The organism is Pseudomonas sp. RA_5y_Pfl1_P24 (assembly GCF_963970945.1).
Classification (GTDB): Bacteria; Pseudomonadota; Gammaproteobacteria; order Pseudomonadales; family Pseudomonadaceae; genus Aquipseudomonas; species Aquipseudomonas tritici.
This window is the reverse complement of the sequence record NZ_CAXAOJ010000011.1, coordinates 149,138-165,418: the sequence shown is the minus strand read 5'-3', so window position 1 is coordinate 165,418 and position 16,281 is coordinate 149,138. Positions and strand designations below refer to the sequence as shown.

Annotated in this window: 17 protein-coding genes; 6 read left to right on the top strand and 11 right to left on the bottom strand. The window is 60.0% G+C overall.

The genetic code is table 11. The features are described from left to right. The first annotated feature begins 26 nt into the window (after nucleotides 1-26). Both AACY30_RS20060 and AACY30_RS20055 read left to right on the top strand, forming a co-directional pair. Nucleotides 27-917 (top strand): ATP-binding protein, encoded by an 891-nt coding sequence (locus AACY30_RS20060; protein WP_049709281.1) that lies wholly within the window; start codon nucleotides 27-29, stop codon nucleotides 915-917. After that, a complete protein-coding gene (locus tag AACY30_RS20055) occupies nucleotides 914-1,396 on the top strand; it encodes a GAF domain-containing protein (RefSeq protein ID WP_339470411.1) in 483 nt (160 codons plus the stop codon). The genes AACY30_RS20060 and AACY30_RS20055 overlap by 4 nt, the downstream gene beginning before the upstream one ends. On the opposite strand, the gene AACY30_RS20050 is transcribed toward AACY30_RS20055, so the two are convergent. The 8 genes from AACY30_RS20050 to AACY30_RS20015 all read right to left on the bottom strand — a co-directional run bounded on the left by AACY30_RS20050 (nucleotide 1,397) and on the right by AACY30_RS20015 (nucleotide 10,203). Then, a complete protein-coding gene (locus AACY30_RS20050) occupies nucleotides 1,397-5,053 on the bottom strand; it encodes a transporter substrate-binding domain-containing protein (protein WP_339470410.1) in 3,657 nt (1,218 codons plus the stop codon). 8 nt (nucleotides 5,054-5,061) lie between these two features. Next, the gene (locus AACY30_RS20045) at nucleotides 5,062-5,688 is read right to left on the bottom strand and encodes a response regulator transcription factor (RefSeq protein WP_339470409.1); all 627 of its coding nucleotides are present in this window, start codon (nucleotides 5,686-5,688) and stop codon (nucleotides 5,062-5,064) included. A gap of 249 nt (nucleotides 5,689-5,937) precedes the next feature. Beyond that, nucleotides 5,938-6,339 (bottom strand): response regulator, encoded by a 402-nt coding sequence (locus AACY30_RS20040; RefSeq protein ID WP_339470408.1) that lies wholly within the window; start codon nucleotides 6,337-6,339, stop codon nucleotides 5,938-5,940. A gap of 171 nt (nucleotides 6,340-6,510) precedes the next feature. After that, on the bottom strand, nucleotides 6,511-7,842 hold the full coding sequence (locus AACY30_RS20035; RefSeq protein WP_339541003.1) for a deoxyguanosinetriphosphate triphosphohydrolase: 1,332 nt from the start codon (nucleotides 7,840-7,842) through the stop codon (nucleotides 6,511-6,513). Nucleotides 7,843-7,913: 71 nt separating this feature from the next. Beyond that, nucleotides 7,914-9,077, bottom strand: coding sequence for an EAL domain-containing protein (locus AACY30_RS20030; RefSeq protein WP_339541002.1), 1,164 nt, complete (start codon nucleotides 9,075-9,077; stop codon nucleotides 7,914-7,916). 93 nt (nucleotides 9,078-9,170) lie between these two features. Continuing rightward, a complete protein-coding gene (locus tag AACY30_RS20025) occupies nucleotides 9,171-9,506 on the bottom strand; it encodes a hypothetical protein (RefSeq protein WP_339436660.1) in 336 nt (111 codons plus the stop codon). Beyond that, complete coding sequence (locus AACY30_RS20020) at nucleotides 9,503-9,886, bottom strand: phage holin family protein (protein ID WP_339470403.1); 384 nt, start codon at nucleotides 9,884-9,886, stop codon at nucleotides 9,503-9,505. The genes AACY30_RS20025 and AACY30_RS20020 overlap by 4 nt, the downstream gene beginning before the upstream one ends. A 2-nt stretch (nucleotides 9,887-9,888) precedes the next feature. Continuing rightward, the gene (locus AACY30_RS20015; RefSeq protein WP_012723021.1) at nucleotides 9,889-10,203 is read right to left on the bottom strand and encodes a DUF883 family protein; all 315 of its coding nucleotides are present in this window, start codon (nucleotides 10,201-10,203) and stop codon (nucleotides 9,889-9,891) included. A 360-nt stretch (nucleotides 10,204-10,563) separates the two neighbouring features. On the opposite strand from AACY30_RS20015, the gene AACY30_RS20010 reads away from it, so the two are divergent. Beyond that, a complete protein-coding gene (locus tag AACY30_RS20010) occupies nucleotides 10,564-11,772 on the top strand; it encodes an ammonium transporter (RefSeq protein WP_339470401.1) in 1,209 nt (402 codons plus the stop codon). Here the strand turns inward: AACY30_RS20010 and AACY30_RS20005 are convergent. After that, nucleotides 11,759-13,495, bottom strand: a complete 1,737-nt coding sequence (locus AACY30_RS20005; protein WP_339541001.1) for a cation:proton antiporter — start codon at nucleotides 13,493-13,495, stop codon at nucleotides 11,759-11,761. The genes AACY30_RS20010 and AACY30_RS20005 overlap by 14 nt on opposite strands. Nucleotides 13,496-13,644: 149 nt before the next feature. Between AACY30_RS20005 and AACY30_RS20000 the strand changes: the two genes are divergently transcribed. From AACY30_RS20000 to AACY30_RS19990, 3 genes are all read left to right on the top strand, one after another. Then, nucleotides 13,645-13,881, top strand: a complete 237-nt coding sequence (locus tag AACY30_RS20000; RefSeq protein WP_339470399.1) for a glutaredoxin family protein — start codon at nucleotides 13,645-13,647, stop codon at nucleotides 13,879-13,881. A 74-nt stretch (nucleotides 13,882-13,955) separates the two neighbouring features. Continuing rightward, the gene (locus AACY30_RS19995) at nucleotides 13,956-14,291 is read left to right on the top strand and encodes a transcriptional regulator (RefSeq protein WP_339541000.1); all 336 of its coding nucleotides are present in this window, start codon (nucleotides 13,956-13,958) and stop codon (nucleotides 14,289-14,291) included. Nucleotides 14,292-14,363: 72 nt separating this feature from the next. Continuing rightward, nucleotides 14,364-15,254 (top strand): pseudouridine synthase, encoded by an 891-nt coding sequence (locus tag AACY30_RS19990; RefSeq protein WP_339540999.1) that lies wholly within the window; start codon nucleotides 14,364-14,366, stop codon nucleotides 15,252-15,254. A gap of 55 nt (nucleotides 15,255-15,309) precedes the next feature. Here the strand turns inward: AACY30_RS19990 and AACY30_RS19985 are convergent, their stop codons facing one another. Beyond that, on the bottom strand, nucleotides 15,310-15,531 hold the full coding sequence (locus AACY30_RS19985) for a YgdI/YgdR family lipoprotein (RefSeq protein WP_010211805.1): 222 nt from the start codon (nucleotides 15,529-15,531) through the stop codon (nucleotides 15,310-15,312). A 79-nt stretch (nucleotides 15,532-15,610) separates the two neighbouring features. Further along, nucleotides 15,611-16,213, bottom strand: a complete 603-nt coding sequence (mobA, locus tag AACY30_RS19980; RefSeq protein WP_339470394.1) for a molybdenum cofactor guanylyltransferase MobA — start codon at nucleotides 16,211-16,213, stop codon at nucleotides 15,611-15,613. Between the last annotated feature and the right edge of the window lie 68 nt (nucleotides 16,214-16,281).

The following is a 16,281-nucleotide window of genomic DNA, read 5'->3' as shown; positions in this document are numbered from 1 at the left end:
TGCAAGAACTTGCCAGAGGAATAATTGTGGATTCTCGATTGAGTGCCTTTCTTGAGCGGGCCGATGCAGTGCTCGCCCGCCTCGAACCCTTATTGCCCGCACCACGCCAAACCATCGATTGGAACCAGTGCCTGGCTGCCCGCTGGCAGCGCGAAGGCCGCAGTGGTTTCCTGTTGCCGTTGGACGTGAGCCTGGACATGCGCCTGTCGGACCTGATCGGTGTCGACAAGCAACGTGAAACGCTGGCGCGCAACACCCAACAATTCATCGATGGCCTGCCCGCCAATCATGCGCTGCTATGGGGCTCGCGTGGCACGGGTAAATCGTCAATGGTGCGCGCATTGCTGGCGCAGCACGCCAAGGCCGGTTTGCGCCTGATCGAGATCGAACGCGACCATCTGGCCGACCTGCCGCGGGTGGTCGAGCAACTGCTCAAGCTGCCGCAGCGTTTTATCCTGTTCTGCGACGACCTGTCATTCGAGGCAGGCGAAGGCGATTACCGTGTGCTGAAAAGCGTGCTCGACGGCTCCCTCGAACAGGCCCCGGAAAACGTGCTGCTGTACGCCACTTCCAACCGCCGTCACTTGGTGCCGGAAAACCAGAGCGACAATGACAACTGGAAACGCGTGGATGGTGAGTTGCACCCAAGCGAAGCGGTGGAAGACAAGATCGCCTTGTCCGACCGTTTTGGCTTGTGGCTTTCGTTTTACCCATTTACCCAGGAACACTTCCTGGATGTCGTGGAGCACTGGATCGGCGAACTGGCGAGCAAGGCCGGTTTGCAGTGGCAGCGCGATGAAGCGCTAGACATTCTTGCGGTACGCTGGGCTACCGGACGCGGCAACCGCAACGGTCGTTGCGCGTACCAATTCGCTCGTTACTGGGTCGGCCTCAAATTACTGGAACGTCAACCATGATTGATTTACAAAGCGCCGGTACTGGCCTTGATGGCTATGCCATGCTCTGCGCGCAACTGGCGTCGTTGCTGGCCGATGAGCGAGATTTCATCGCCAACAGTGCGCAGTTTTCTGCCTTCCTGTTCAACCAGCTGGACGATTTGAACTGGGCCGGTTTTTACCTTAACCGTGACGAAGAACTGGTACTTGGCCCGTTCCAGGGCCAGATCGCCTGCGTGCGCATACCGTTCGGCCGCGGGGTGTGCGGTGCGGCGGCGGCGACGCGGCAGACCCAGCGGGTGGAGGATGTGCATGCGTTCCCTGGGCATATCGCCTGTGACAGCGCATCGAACAGCGAGCTGGTGGTACCCCTGGTCAAGGACGGCAAATTGATCGGCGTCCTTGACCTCGATAGCCCGTCGTTGGCGCGTTTTACCCCTCAGGACCAGGCGGGCATTGAACAGCTGGCAGCAATTTTCCTGCGCTTGACCAACTGCTGATCACGTAAGGGGCGGTAGCCGCCCCTTGCTGGCATCGAGTTCTTGAAGCTGCATTTGCAGCAACCTCTCCAGTTCCAGCATGAGCTTTTCCAAGGCTTTCGCACTGGCTTCAATCAACGCCCAGTCATCACCGCGGGCACAGGCTTGTTCAAGGGTTTCGCACTGCCTGGCCAAGGGGGTCGCCTGAACAATGCGGGCAGCACCTTTGATTTTGTGAGCCTGCTCAATGATTTCCAGGAGCGAGGCATGTGCACTAATCAGCGCAGTTAGTTCCTGACGATCATGTCGGCTGCTGCTCAACAGTTCCTCCAGCAAACGCCAGCTCAACTGTGGATCGCCGCCGGTCAGGGCCTCGAAGTTGCCGAGGTCCAGGTGCAGGTCGCTGTGTTGAGGGGCGATCTTCGCCAGTTGCCGCTCCAATGCCGTCAGGCTGATCGGTTTGAACAGGCAATCGTTCATACCGGCTTCGGCGCAGCGTTGCTTCTCTTCGGGCTGGGCATTGGCGGTAAAACCCAGTACCACGCACGGCGCGAGTTGCTCACGCTGTTCGTATTCCCGGATCGAGCGACTCAGCTCGTAGCCATTCATGATGGGCATGTTGCAGTCGGCGATGATCAGGTCGAAGCGTTCCTGGCGCCAGGCCTGGAAACCGGTGGCGCCGTTTTGGGCGGCGGTGAACTGGTGTCCCAGGTAACCCAGTTGCTGGCACATCAGCAAGCGGTTGGCGGGATGATCGTCCACCACCAGCACATTGAGCACTGGCGCGGTCGCAGGGGCTTCGGGTTTCGGTTCGACCGTTGCCTGTTCCGGCTGCAGGCGCGTCATGTTCAAGCTGACATGCACCTGAGTGCCCACCATGGGCACGCTGCTCAGGCTCAGTTGCCCGCCCATCATTTCACACAGGCTGCGGCAGATCACCAGCCCAAGGCCTGCACCGCTCCTGGCGAGCAGCCCGGAATTGTCGGCCTGGGCAAAGGGTTCGAAAAGGCGTAACTGGTCATCCCGGCTGATGCCTATCCCGGTATCCTCGACCACCAGTTTCATCTCGACTTGCTGCGCCAGTGCTGTGGGCAATACCTCAACCTTGATTTTGACCTGGCCGCGCTCGGTGAACTTGATCGCGTTGCTGACGAGGTTGGACAGTACCTGCTTGAACCGCAGCGGGTCGATCAACACATCGGTGTCATCCAGGTTGGGCTTGAACTCAAGGGACAGGCTGAGGGTTTTCTGGCGGGCCAGGCCGTCGAACACACGCACCACCGACTCGATCACTTCTCGCAGGTTCACGCGCTCCGGCGCCAGGCTGAGGCGGCCGGATTCGATGCGCGCGATGTCGAGTATATCGCCGATCAGTTCCAGCAGGTCCTTGGCCGAGTTGTACGCCACTTCGATCGCCGGGCGATCAAGGTGGCCTTGGTCGGCGCGCTTGAGGGTCAGTTCGAGCATGCCGATCACCGCGTTCATCGGTGTGCGGATTTCATGGCTCATGGTGGCGAGGAATGTGCTCTTGGCCCGGTTGGCTTCGTCGGCGCGCTCTTTGGCGGCACGGATTTCGTCGAACAATTGGCGCCGCTCGCTGATGTCAATCCAGCCACCAATGATGCCCTGCACCTCTGCGGTAGAGTCGCGGTATGGCAGGATCCAGTGGTAGATCGTCAGTTTTTTTCCGCGGATATACAGGGTGCGATCAAGGATCAGCGGGTTGCCTTCGGCCATCACCCGCTGGTAATCGGCGTGATATTGAACCGCGTCGGTTTGAAGGGCCTCGCTCATCTGGATGGCGCTTTTGCCGATCACATCCTCGCGCTTGACGCCGAAGACCTGCAGGTAGCTGTCATTGCAGGTCTGCAGCAGGCCTTTACGGTCTCGCACGTAGATCGGATGCGGGGTTTCATTGACGAGCGCGCGCATGAACTCGAACTGGTCACTGAGCGCGCGTTCGGCCATCTTGCGGTGTTTGATCTGGCGACGCATGTAGGCGTTCCAGCACAGGGAAACCAACAGCAAAAGCCCGGTACCGATAATGATGCGTGCGATCAGTTGGTGATAGTTGCGCCAGTAGCTATCGGAGGCGGAGGTGTAGCCTCGCCAGCGACTGTTGACCCCCAGTTCATCCGGGGCAATGCTTAGCAAGGCCTTGTCGAGAATCGAGCTGAGTTCGGTGGCACTGCGCGCTGTGGCCAGGGCAAACGTGGCTGGAAAGGTGCCGATAGTGGTGCTGATCTGCAGTTTGTCCTGGAACACCTGGGACGACAGGAAATAGTTGGCGACCACTAGAGAGTTCACCGCACCTTCCACGTGCCCTTGGACCAGCATTTCGGAGGCCTTGAAAGTATCGCTGGCTTGTACCAGTTGGATCTGTGGAAAGTCGCGGCGCAGGACGGGTTCCAGAGGGTTGCCCGGGGTGATCGCCAAGCGCTTGCCGGCCATCTGCTCCAGGCTCGAGGGCGCATCGGGCTCTTTACGTGTCAGCAGTACGTAGGAGTTTTCCAGGTAAGGTCGGCTGAAGTTCAGTTGCGCTTCCCGTTCAGCGCTGGGCACGATTGCGCCGATGATATCGACCTTGCCGGCGGCCACCTGTTCGATCATCGCATTCACGTCACGCCCGCGCTGAATGTCGAAACGCAGTCCGGTGCGCAGGCGAACCAACTCCAGCAAATCGGCGGTAATGCCACGAAAATTGCCGTCGGCATCGAAGAACGTCAAGGGCGCGAAGGTTTCGTTCACTGCCACTTTGACCACCGGGTGGTCCTTCAACCAACGCTCCTCACGTTGAGTCAGTTGCAGTTTCTCGTCGGTCAGCAGGATGTCGCTGCCGGCGCTCCAGCGCTTGGCGATCGCTTCGCGTTCAGCGGTAGGCACGGCTGTCATTACCGCATCGACGATACTTAAGAAGGTGCGCTGCTGCTGGGGGATGGCAAAGCTGAACCCATAGGCCTCGTGCTTGCCGAAATTGGCCATGCGGATATTCTTCAGGTAGCCCTTGTTGATCATGTAATGGGTGGAAATGGTATCGCCGAGAAACACGTCCGCTTGGTCGAATGCCACCGCATTCAAGGCATTTTGATAAGAGGGATAGACGCGGATGCTCGCCTGCGGGTAAAGCTTTTCTACTTCGCCCAGTGGCAGGTAGTGGTAGACCAAAGCCAAGCGCATCCCGGCCAGGCCATCCTTGAGGCTGCGGGTCTCGCCTTCACGGGTGACCAGTACCGGCTGGTCCACTGCATAGGGTTCAGACAGCGTGAGGTTCGGATTTGCCGCCTCAAAGCCATTGGACGATCCCAGCAAGTCGATTTCCCCCGTTTCAAGGGCGCGGATCGCCGCTTCTCGGGAGGGGTAGCGCAAGACTTTCATCGGCAGGGCCAGTGCCTTGGCCAGCAGGCCGGCGTAATCGGCGGTGAGTCCCTCGTAGTCGCGGCCGCTGGACGTGAGGTCGAAGGGTGGATAATCAGGGGAGGCGGTGCCCAGCACCAACTCGCGCTTGTTTTCCAGCCATTGGCGTTGGGCCTTGTTCAGGTGGGTTTCCAGTTGAACCGAGCCTGCACGGCTCAACAAGGTGAAGTGTTCCGGGTCCGCTGGGTGGTTCGCGAGCACGACGGTGCTGAAGCACAAGCCGGCACTCAATGTAATCAGATAGTCCTTTATACGCCTGGGCATCCGCTTTCTCACACTAGCGCGTTTCGTTTTGCCATCTCGATAAGTTCTACCAAGGATTTGGCTTGAAGTTTCTGCATCAGGCGCTTTTTATAAGTGCTTACTGTTTTATTACTCAGAAACATACCTTTGGCGATTTCCTTGTTGGTGCGGCCTTGTGCAAAAAGTTGCAAGACCATTAGTTCGCGATCATTGACGGTCTTGAACAATTCGAGTTCCTGGGAGTCCCCGCCGTCTACACCATTGCTGTTCAGTGCCTGGCTCGGGAAATAGTTGTAGCCGGACAACACCGCGCGAATGGCGCTCAGCAACTCACTCAAATCGCCTTCCTTGCACACGTAACCATCGGCGCCCGAGCGCATGCAGCGTGTGGCGAACAGGGTGGGGGACTGGGCTGTCAGGATCAGGGTCTTCATCGCCGTGTTCATCGCGTTGAAGCGGCAGAGCACTTCCAGCCCATCCAGCTTGGGAATGCTGATGTCCAGGATAATCAGGTCAGGCAGGCATTCTCGGACCATTTGTATGGCGTCGCAGCCGTTATCCGTTTCACCCACCACTTTGTAACCTTCGTGTTCCAGTAACATTCGGATGGCAAGCCGTATAACGGGGTGGTCATCGATAATAAAAACTGAGTTCATGATCACATTCCATGCAAGTGCATATAAAGCGGGCACATTAGCTCAGAAGAGGAGGGAGGAGCATAAGCCGAGGGAGAACTAGATGTAAAACAGGAAAAGTCCTACGTTATAAAAGGTAAGTGCCTACCGGCTGCTAAGGCGTTGTGAAACGATATGTCAGTGCTGTGGAAGTGAGTGAGCTAAATGTTGCTGTCATGGATTTAACGGGTGCGGTGTCGGCGATTCTCGTCAGTCCATGATGTTTAATTCCTACATCTGTAACTTGAGTAAAGGGCACAGCAAGTGCGCAAGTTCATTCTTGTTCAGCGGCTTTGATAAATAGCCGAGCAGTGGCAGGCCACGATCCGCCGCTTGGGATATCAGGCTGGCGAGTTCCGCCACGGGCAATCCGCTCAGCAGGATGGCGGTCGTGGTAAAGCGCCGGCGGCTGGCGATTTCAATCAGTTCGAGTCCTGGCAGGTCAGGCAAGCATTGGTCACAGAGGAGAATGTCGAAAGGCTCCTCGGCCTGTGACATCAAACAGATTGCCTGCTCGGCGTTTTCGGCTGGCGTGAGCCGTGCGAAGCCGAAGCTTCTGAGCAGGCATTGGGTGGCGAGAAGTTGAAAAGGGTGATCCTCCACCAGCAGGATACGAAGTGGGTAATTGGGCATTGGGGGCCACGCGGTGAGTCAAGCGTCGATGGGGGCGCGTAGGAACAGATCGCCAGGGTCGCCGGGAGCGTGCGTGATTATTCATCGGGTGGTTGTGCGAATTCGATCAGGCCGCTCTGTTCCCTTTGTAGGCAGATTCCTTTCAGGAAACAGGCGACGTGATCGTGTTCGTTATTGAGGGCTGGAGCGTCCGGTCATTTCCCGCGCCATCTCGGTGGCATAGCTGTCGGTCATGCCCGCGATAAAGTCGATCATGCGTAGGAACGACGCGTGCAACGGCCACTCGGGGTTCGGCGCGTTGTTGCCGAGCAAGTCGAGAATGCGCCGGTTCTTGAACGACGGCGTGCGCCCGCCATGCTGCTCAAGCGCGGCACCGCAGAAGGCGTTCAGGAGAATCTCCAGGGTGGTGTAGGCGCCGATTTCATGCAGGGTCTTGCGCTTGTCCTGAAAGATCTTCTTGCGCGCCATGTCTTTGGCATCCAGGACGCAGCGTTTGGCCGGGCCGTGCATATGCTCCACCAGATCCCCGGGCAGGGTGCCGGCCAACAAAGCGTCTTGCTGTTCCACGAAGGCTCGTGCCGCCGCGTTGGTCAAATGCTCGATGGCCTTGCCACGCAGGATTGCCAACTTGCGTCGACGGGAGTCCTGGGCGCCGAGTTGGCGATAGGTCTGTGGCAGGTCATCGCCCACCAGGTCCAGCAGCAGCGACTCGACTTCGGTGTACTCCAGCAACTCCATTTCCAGGCCGTCTTCCAAGTCGATCAAGGCGTAGCAAATGTCGTCCGCCGCCTCCATCAGATACACCAGCGGATGCCGGGCCCAGCGCTGATCCTCGAGTTGCGGCAGGCCGAGCTTGTGGGCGATCTGCTCGAGGATCGGCAGCTCGCTCTGGTAGCAGCCGAACTTGTGTTTCTTGTAGCCCAGCGAATCCGCGTGCCGGGCGGTCCAGGGGTACTTCAGGTACGTGCCCAGGGTCGCGTAGGTCAGCCGCGTGCCGCCGTCGAACTGGTGGTATTCCAGTTGGGTGAGCACACGAAAGCCCTGCGCGTTGCCCTCGAAGTTGAGGAAGTCATTGCGTTCGGCGCTGCTCATGTCGTCCAGCCAGCCGCGCCCTGCGGCCTGCTGGAACCAGTGGCGGATGGCGTCTTCGCCGGAATGCCCGAATGGCGGGTTGCCGATGTCGTGGGCCAGGCAGGCCGATTGCACCACCATGCCCAGGTCGCTCGGCTCGCACCAGTCGGGCAGGGCGCTGCGCAAGGTTTCTCCGACGCGCATGCCGAGGGAGCGGCCCACACAGCTCACTTCCAGGGAGTGGGTCAGGCGTGTATGGATGTGGTCGTTGCTGGAGACCGGGTGCACCTGGGTCTTGCGGCCCAGGCGGCGAAAGGCGCCGGAGAAGATAATACGGTCGTGGTCTTTGTGAAACGGGCTACGCCCCAGTTCTTCCGGGCTGTGCAGCGGTTTGCCAAGACGTTCGCGAGTCAGCAGGGTGGGCCAATCCAAGGCGGGTACTCTCCGTACGGTGAATGACCCTCTCAGCTTCCCGGTTCAGCGCGGCCTGGGCAAGCGAAAATCTACAGCCCGGCCGCCTCGATATCGATTAACAGCAAACGCTGACCGTTATCGAAGAATTGTCCGGCAGTGAGGCAATACTGATTGGTGGTCGCGTCGCGGTAGGTCGAAGACAGGGTCAGGCGCCGCTCCTCCCAACCCTCGGCCAGCAGGTGATAGAAGTACGGGCGCCACGACCAGTTGTGGCCCAGGTAGCGACTGTCGGCCTGCCAGGCGTCCTGGCGCCACTCGAAGTTGGGGGTCAGCTGGGTGCCATGCCGGTCGCACTGGTAGAAGCGCAGCAGCCAGGGAAAGGCCGGCAGTTGCGGCAACTGGCTCAGCGGCGCCTGGGCCTGCGCCCAGGTTTGCAGGATGTTCATCAGCTCGGCCAATTGCTGGCGCAATTGCATGATGCGCCCACGCTCTGCGAGCTTTTGTTGGACATACGCTGTGCGCAATTGGGCGAAGCGCGAGACAAAGGCGTCGGCGGCGAACCAGTCCAACTGCGCTTGGGCAAACAGATAGCCCTGCACATAGCGAGAACCACACTCCAGGGCGAAGCTTAACTGCGCCTCGGTTTCCACGCCTTCGGCGATGATCCAGCAGCCGGTCTTCTCCGCCATTTGCGCCAATGCCCTGACCACTTCGCTGCTCGGGCCGCCGCGGGCGGCGGCCTGGAACAGGCGCATGTCCAGCTTGAGAATATCCGGCTGCAATGCCAGCACCCGGTCGAGCTGCGAATAGCCAGCGCCAAAGTCATCGATGGCAATGCGCGCGCCGGCCTCGCGATAACGCACCACCACGTCGGCCAGGCGCTGGATGTCGCCGCCCAGTTCGGTGATCTCGAACACGATGCGTCGCGGGTCGACGCCATGGCTGTGGATCTGCTTCAGGCTCGGCAAGGCTTGGCCCGGGCGCAGGCGATTGATCCAGCGCGGCGAGATGTTCAAGCTCAGGAACCAATCTTCGGGGGCTTCGTGCAAGCGGCTCAGTGCATTGTCACGGATCTGCCGGTCGAGACGGCGCAAGGTCACGCCCGGCGTGCGTGGGTCGGCGAACAGCGGGCCCACGGACTGCAAGCGGCCGTCAGCCTGGCGCAGACGGCCCAGGGCCTCAACGCCGGCGATGCGGCCGGTGGCGGTGTCGATAAACGGCTGGAAGCAGGCGAGCGGTTGCCCGTCGATCACGGGGCCTCCTTAAGCGAGGTGGCGAAAAAAAGGCCCGGCCCTCGAAAACGAGGGCCGGGCCGATTCTGTTAGCAAGAATGCAGCCAGCGAGGCTCAACCTTTGCGCGATGAACCCTGCATGGCCAGTTTGATCAGCGGGATCAAGCCGGCGCCCAGGCGCACCATGCGCGTCAGGCTGCCGATACCGCCGCCCTTGGCGCCCTTACCGGTAAAGAAGCCCATCAGCGTCACGGCGGCGACGCCCCACAGCGGCGCGTGCTTGATGCCCAGGCCGTCCTGAACGTTCTGGCCCAGGTTGCGCACCTTGTTCAAGGGCGACATCAATTGCTGGGATTCGTGTCGAATCTCCTGGCGGTGCATTTCCATGCGCAGGCGAATCAACGCCTTGCGCATTTCCCGGCGTGAGGTGTTTGTTGGTAGTTGAGTCATGGCAGCAGGCGCTCCCGGTCATTGGCCAGCTCTTCGAGGGTGGCGTGGAACGGTGTGGACTCATCGAACACCGCCGCTTTCAAGCGCACCCCGCAGAACACTGCGGCCAGCGTGTAGAACACGCACAGGCAGATGATCCCGGTCAGGCGGTAGCCGGTGTCCCACACCAGGATCATCACCAAGGTCGACAGCCCAACCAGCAACAGCAGCGCAAACACCAGCGCCAGGCCGGCAAATAGCAGCAGGCTGACAGTGCGGGCCTTCTGTTCCTGCAATTCAATGCCAAACAATTCGACGTGGCTGTGCAGCAAGCCCAACACGGCCGCGCCCAAACGTCTTGAGGTAGTGCCCGTGGACGCGCCAGTTTCCCCGATAGACATGATTAGCGCCTTGTGGCCAACAGGCCGATCAGAAAGCCCACGCCGGCGGCAATGCCTACCGACTGCCAAGGGTTGGCCTGCACGTAATCTTCAGTGGCGGTGACGGCCGCCTGGCCACGTTCGCGCAAGGAGTCTTCGGTCTGTTTAAGGGTTTCGCGGGCCTGCAGCAGCGTGTCATGAATCTTCGCGCGCAGCTCATCGGCCTGGTCACCCGCAAGCACCTTGGTGTCATCCAGCAACCGTTCGGTGTCAGTCACCAAGGTTTGAAAATCCGCCATCAATATTTCTTGAGCAGTCTTTGCAGTTCTTCTGGCCATGGTTATCTCCGTGATTGGCTGATCTGTACGTCGGTTCGATACGTAGTGGTTTCGAGTCACCGGCATCGGTGAAGGTTCAGTGCAATTGTCTGGTACAGCTTTTGCTTTGCCTTGGTGCGAAGGCCCCGGGGCTTGCGCTGAATCCGGGCGGCCTTAGGCAATGCCTTGAAAAACCTTACCCTAAATAACTGAAACCCGCGGAAAAACCCTGTCGGCAACGGCCTGTTGTGTTGATCGCTGCGCTAAAGCGGTTCACATCCTCTGTAGAGGGGTGGGGCCGGTGGTGCCAATTTAGTGCGCGCAACCCTGGCTTGAACCGCTTTGGTGCTTTTTGCCTTTATTACAGGCCTGCCAAGCTTCATGGAAAATGTGCAAAGTGCAGTGGACACCCTCGTCCATAGTTCCAATACCCTGTTTATCCTGATCGGTGCGGTCATGGTGCTGGCCATGCACGCCGGCTTCGCGTTCCTGGAAGTGGGCACCGTGCGCCAGAAAAACCAGGTCAACGCCTTGTCGAAGATCCTCAGCGACTTCGCCATTTCCACGCTGGCCTATTTCTTTATAGGCTATTGGATCTCCTACGGTGTGAGCTTCATGCAACCGGCCGCTGTGATCAGTGCCGATCATGGTTATGGGTTGGTGAAGTTCTTTTTCCTGCTGACCTTCGCGGCGGCGATCCCGGCGATTATTTCCGGCGGTATCGCCGAGCGTGCGCGGTTTGCTCCGCAGCTCTGCGCAACGGCGTTGATCGTGGCGTTTATCTACCCGTTTTTCGAAGGCATGGTGTGGAACGGCAATTTCGGCCTGCAGGCTTGGCTGCTCGCGACCTTTGGCGCCAGCTTCCACGACTTTGCCGGTTCCGTGGTGGTGCACGCTATGGGCGGATGGCTGGCGCTGGCGGCGGTGTTGTTGCTTGGCCCGCGCAATGGGCGCTACCGCGACGGGCGCCTGGTAGCGTTTGCGCCGTCGAGCATTCCGTTCCTGGCGTTGGGCTCGTGGATTTTGATCGTCGGTTGGTTTGGCTTCAACGTGATGAGCGCGCAAACCCTCAACGGCGTCAGTGGCCTGGTGGCAGTCAATTCGCTGATGGCCATGGTCGGCGGCACCGTTGCTGCCCTGATCATCGGGCGCAATGACCCAGGCTTCCTGCATAACGGTCCATTGGCCGGGCTGGTGGCGATCTGCGCGGGCTCCGACCTGATGCACCCGGTGGGCGCGCTGGTCACGGGGGCAGTCGCCGGAGGTGTGTTCGTGTGGTTCTTCATCGCGGCCCAGGATCGCTGGAAGATCGACGACGTGCTGGGTGTGTGGCCGTTGCACGGCCTCTGCGGCGTATGGGGCGGCATCGCTTGTGGCATTTTCGGCCAGACCGCCCTCGGTGGACTGGGGGGTGTCAGCCTGATCAGCCAGTTGATCGGCACCACCCTCGGTGTGCTGGTGGCGCTGGCCGGCGGCCTGTTGGTGTACGGCGTGATCAAGCGCGTGACCGGACTGCGCCTGAGCCAGGAAGAAGAGTACTACGGTGCGGACCTGTCGATCCACAAGATCGGCGCGGTCAGTCAGGATTGATCGGCGCCTCTTCTGCGTTGTTCGGGTGCGAGTAGAAACCGTGCAGCAGGTGATAGCGGTTCTGCCGCACTTCATCGACACGCGCCTGTACCTGTTGGTCCGACAGGCCTAGCAGGATCAAGGCATGGGAGGCGAGCATCAGGCTCGACTCCAACAGCTCGGGCACCACTTCATTGGCGCCCGCGGCTTTCAGTTCAGCCAGTTGGCTGTCATCGCGGGTGCGCACCAGGATCGGCACGTCGGGGTTGATCCGGCGCGCTTCTTTCAACACCACCAAGGCAACGTCGCTGTTGTCCACCGCAATCACCACCAACCGTGCACGCTCCAGGCCGACTGCACTGAGCAGGGCGCCACGCCGGCAATCGCCGTAATGCACGCTGCTGTCTTCGGTGTTGGCTTCCTGGACTCGTTCCGGGTCGTCATCCAGGGCGATAAAGGCCTGTTGCTCATTGCGCAGGAAACGTCCGATGGATTGGCCAACCCGGCCATACCCGCAAATCACCGCGTGCCCGCGCAACTCGGCGTTCAGCGCGGTGATTTCTTCCAACTGCACTTGCTGGTTGGGCTTGCGGTGCAGGCGCAGGGCAATGCGTGGTGCGGCGCGCAAGAGCAGCGGCGTCAGCAACATCGAACAGAACGTGGCAGCGAGCAGCAGGCCGTTGAATTCATCCGGGATCAGACGGCTTTGCTGCATCTGTGCCATCAACGCAAAACAGAACTCGCCACCCTGGGCCAGGGCCAGGCCACTGCGCCAGGCAGTTTCACTGTCGCTGCCACGCAGCTTGACCAGCGCGGCGACCACACAGCCTTTGACCACCATCAGTGCCAGGGTCAGGCCGAGGATCAGCAGGCTATGGCTGACGAACAGTTGCAGGTCGATAAGCATGCCGATGCTGACGAAAAACAGCCCCAGCAGGATGTCGCGAAACGGGCGGATATCCGCCTCGATCTGATGGCGGTAGTGGCTTTCCCCTAGCAGCATGCCGGCGAGGAACGCACCCAGCGCTGGGGAGAGCCCAAGCAGGTGGGTGAGCCAGGCCGTCAGCAACACAATCACCAGCGCCAGCAGCACAAACAGCTCCGCCGAATGGGACGCGGCGACCTCGCGGAACAAACGCGGCAATAACCAACGGCTGGCGAGCAGCAGGCCGACAAACAAGAACACGGTTTTGCCGAGTGTCAGCGGCAGCGCCAGGTACCAGGCTTGCTCGCCGGTGCCGGCAAACACCGGCACCAAGGTCAGCAGCAACACTGCCACTACGTCCTGAAACAGCAACACGCCAATCGCGTTCTGGCCGTGGCTGCTGAAGATTTCACCAAGGCTGGTCAGCTCCTTGCTGACGATCGCCGTGGATGACAACGCCAGCCCAGCCCCCAGCAACAGGGCGATCCCCGGCGCCACACCAAAGGCCATCAATAATCCGCCCAGCAGTACTGCGCAACCCAGCACCTGCAAACTGCCCAGGCCAAATACCACGCGGCGCAGGGCGAGCATCCTGGTCAGGGAAAACTCCAGGCCCAGGGAGAACAGCAGGAACACCACACCGAGTTCGGCGAGGTCGGGCAGGTCCTCACTGTCATTCACCCAGTCCAGCGCGGTGGGCCCCACGGCCAGGCCGACGCACAAATAGCCCAGCACGGGCGGCAATCGCAACCGGCGAAACAGAGCAATCACCACCAGGGACGAGGCCAAAATGATCAGCAGGTTGGCAAACACACGCATCTCCGTTGCTAGGGGGCAGGCAAAAAGCCGCAAGAATCGCTGAATCAGTTATACGCCATGGTGACCTGGGTCAGGGTTTTAGTGAGGGTGGGCGAGAGGCCGTAACCGGGCTTAGAATGATGGCCTGTTTTCTGACCAGGTCCATTGCCATGCTTCCTGAATGCCAGTTATTCGGCACCCTGGGTTGCCATCTTTGTGAAATCGCCGAAGCCGAAATCATGCCGCTCGTCGAACACGGGTTGCTGGTGGAACTGGTGGATATCACCGACCCCGAAGACCTGACCGAAGCCTACGGCCTGCGGATCCCGGTGCTTCGCCGGGTAGACACCGGGGCGGAACTGGATTGGCCATTCGACGCACAACAGGTTGTCGCCTTCCTTCGCTGAGTGTTATGCGATGGCAGGTTTCCGATTATTACGTTACTGTATGTTTGTACAGCGATTGAATAGAGGGAACGCCCGTGGTGAATGTTGAACAACTGAAAAGCAGCGTCAATCGCATGTCCGCCGACGTCGTGCGCGACGCGGTGAACGAGCTGCGCCTTGACGGCCTGGTCACGGAAGGCAAGACGCCGTTTAATAAAGTGCATTTCAATACTTGCTTCGCCGAGATCGAGGCGCTGTTCCAGCGCGCCGGTTATCACAAGCAGCTGGATGTGGTGGGTTACCAGGGCTTGTTGTACGCGTTGTACGACCCGGGCCGCTGGGAAGCGGTGGACGTGCTGCGCTGGCTCAAGGAATTCACCGACGCCGCCAGTGCCTCGAAGGTTCTGCGGGCAGCGTTGGTCAAGGCCTGAGATTCGCCCTAGGCTCAATCCCGCGCAATGCGGGATAATGCCTGCCGGTTTTCCCAAGGCTCGAGCATCTGCATGTCCACTTCTGTTTTTATCGCCTCCGAGCATCAAGCCAGTACGTTGTACTTGCCACCTGGCCCTTGGGCGACGGTGCTGGATTGCCTGTGCGAACACTTCCCGGCGATCGGCCGTGAACATTGGCTGGACCGCATCGCCCGCGGCCGTGTATTGGATATCAACGGCAGCCCGATCAGCCAGGACCTGGCCTACAAGGAAGGCCTGTGCATCTATTACTTCCGCGAAGTGCCCAACGAGAAAATCATCCCCGTACAGGAAACCATCCTGTATGCCGACGAGCACCTGGTGGTGGTAGACAAACCCCATTTCCTGCCCGTGACCCCGGCCGGTGAATATGTCGAGCAAACCCTGCTGCGGCGCCTGATTCGCCGCCTCGACAATCCGTCGCTGGTGCCCTTGCATCGCATCGATCGACATACGGCGGGGTTGGTGCTGTTCTCGGCCAACCCGGCCAGCCGCTCCGCGTATCAACAACTGTTTCCCACGCGCAAGATCGATAAATTCTACGAGGCCATCGCACCGGCCTTGCCTGAGCTGACGTTCCCCAGGGTGCATAAAAGCCGTCTGGTCGATGGCGAACCGTTCTTTCGTATGCAGGAGGGGCCCGGCGCCGCCAACACTGAAACGGCTATGGAAGTGCGCGAAAAGCATGGCGATCTATGGCGCTACGGCCTGTTTCCCGTGACCGGCAAGAAGCACCAGCTGCGCGTGCATATGACGGCGCTTGGCGCGAGTATCTGTAACGACCCGTTCTACCCGGACGTGATCAAGGACGCGGTGGACGACTACGCCAACCCACTCAAGCTGCTGGCACAGGGCGTGCGTTTTATCGACCCGGTCACAGGCGTAGAGCGCCGCTTTCGCAGCCAGATCACCCTCGACTGGTAACCCCTCGGAAACGACAAGGCCCGCGCGAGGCGGGCCTTGTAGCAAACGGTAAGACTTACAGGTCTTTAACGGTGCGAACCTGATCTTTGTTGATGCGGGTGCGCTTGCCGTCAAGTTGTTCGAATTCGTAGAAACCCGAATCTTCATTGTATTTCGGGGTGTCGACGGCCTGGATTTCGCGACCGTCATTCAGGGTGATCACTGTCGGCGAAGCGCAACCGGCGAGGGTGGCGAGGCCCAGTGCAAGCATGAGAGCGGCGATGGTCCGTTGAGTCATGAGATTGTCTCCGAGAGAATACTTTTTAATTGCTGACCTTGTGACGCGTGCGGCGCCGACAAAGTTCCTGATGCGAGGTTCATTCTGACATGCCCGGCCGCGTCTGTAACAGCTCGGGCGTATTAAGGTTGGCCAGTCGCGGGTCATCCGCCGGGCACTCCAGTCCCACGCCACCCAGTTGCAGGAAGATCTTGCGTGGGCTGCGTTCACCCGCACGCCATGCCTGTTCTACCTCGGTTTGCAGGTGGGTAGGGATGATGCAGATCAAGGGTTCCCAGAATTCACCATGGCGCACCATCACCGGCAGCAGCGGGTTGTGCCGCGCTGTCTGCCGCAGGTCGGCGAGCAATCGCGCGTCAATATGCGGTACATCGCACGGCAATATCAGCAGGTGCGCGTGGCGCGCGGCGGCGAGTCCCGCACGGATACCGGCGAGCGGACCGGGAAAGTCCGGGCTGTCGTCATTCACCAGTTGGTCGGCATAGGCGGCGTAGTGTTGCGGGTTGCGGTTGCACGAGATGATCAGGTCATCCGTGAGCGGTCGAACCAGGCTCTGTAGATGCGCGATCAAGGGCTGGCCGCGCCAATCCAACAGGCCTTTGTCCTGGCCGCCCATGCGCTGCCCGCGCCCACCGGATAGCAGCAGGACCGAACACGGCAGGGGGGATGAGTCGATAGGCATGGCGGTTCCGCAGCGGCAGCAAAAGGGGGGGCTGTGATATAACATCGGGCTGTTCCTTCGACAACCGG

What these genes read in the sequence shown, in the direction of transcription:
- AACY30_RS20000 (WP_339470399.1), top strand. Translation starts at nt 13,645, where the DNA reads ATGCTTCCTGAATGCCAGTTATTCGGCACCCTGGGTTGCCATCTTTGT.
- AACY30_RS19990 (WP_339540999.1), top strand. Translation starts at nt 14,364, where the DNA reads ATGTCCACTTCTGTTTTTATCGCCTCCGAGCATCAAGCCAGTACGTTG.
- AACY30_RS20055 (WP_339470411.1), top strand. Translation starts at nt 914, where the DNA reads ATGATTGATTTACAAAGCGCCGGTACTGGCCTTGATGGCTATGCCATG.
- AACY30_RS19985 (WP_010211805.1), bottom strand. Translation starts at nt 15,531, where the DNA reads ATGACTCAACGGACCATCGCCGCTCTCATGCTTGCACTGGGCCTCGCC.
- mobA (WP_339470394.1), bottom strand. Translation starts at nt 16,213, where the DNA reads ATGCCTATCGACTCATCCCCCCTGCCGTGTTCGGTCCTGCTGCTATCC.
- AACY30_RS20005 (WP_339541001.1), bottom strand. Translation starts at nt 13,495, where the DNA reads ATGCGTGTGTTTGCCAACCTGCTGATCATTTTGGCCTCGTCCCTGGTG.
- AACY30_RS20015 (WP_012723021.1), bottom strand. Translation starts at nt 10,203, where the DNA reads ATGGCCAGAAGAACTGCAAAGACTGCTCAAGAAATATTGATGGCGGAT.
- AACY30_RS20040 (WP_339470408.1), bottom strand. Translation starts at nt 6,339, where the DNA reads ATGCCCAATTACCCACTTCGTATCCTGCTGGTGGAGGATCACCCTTTT.
- AACY30_RS20010 (WP_339470401.1), top strand. Translation starts at nt 10,564, where the DNA reads ATGGAAAATGTGCAAAGTGCAGTGGACACCCTCGTCCATAGTTCCAAT.
- AACY30_RS20025 (WP_339436660.1), bottom strand. Translation starts at nt 9,506, where the DNA reads ATGACTCAACTACCAACAAACACCTCACGCCGGGAAATGCGCAAGGCG.
- AACY30_RS20020 (WP_339470403.1), bottom strand. Translation starts at nt 9,886, where the DNA reads ATGTCTATCGGGGAAACTGGCGCGTCCACGGGCACTACCTCAAGACGT.
- AACY30_RS20050 (WP_339470410.1), bottom strand. Translation starts at nt 5,053, where the DNA reads ATGCCCAGGCGTATAAAGGACTATCTGATTACATTGAGTGCCGGCTTG.
- AACY30_RS20045 (WP_339470409.1), bottom strand. Translation starts at nt 5,688, where the DNA reads ATGAACTCAGTTTTTATTATCGATGACCACCCCGTTATACGGCTTGCC.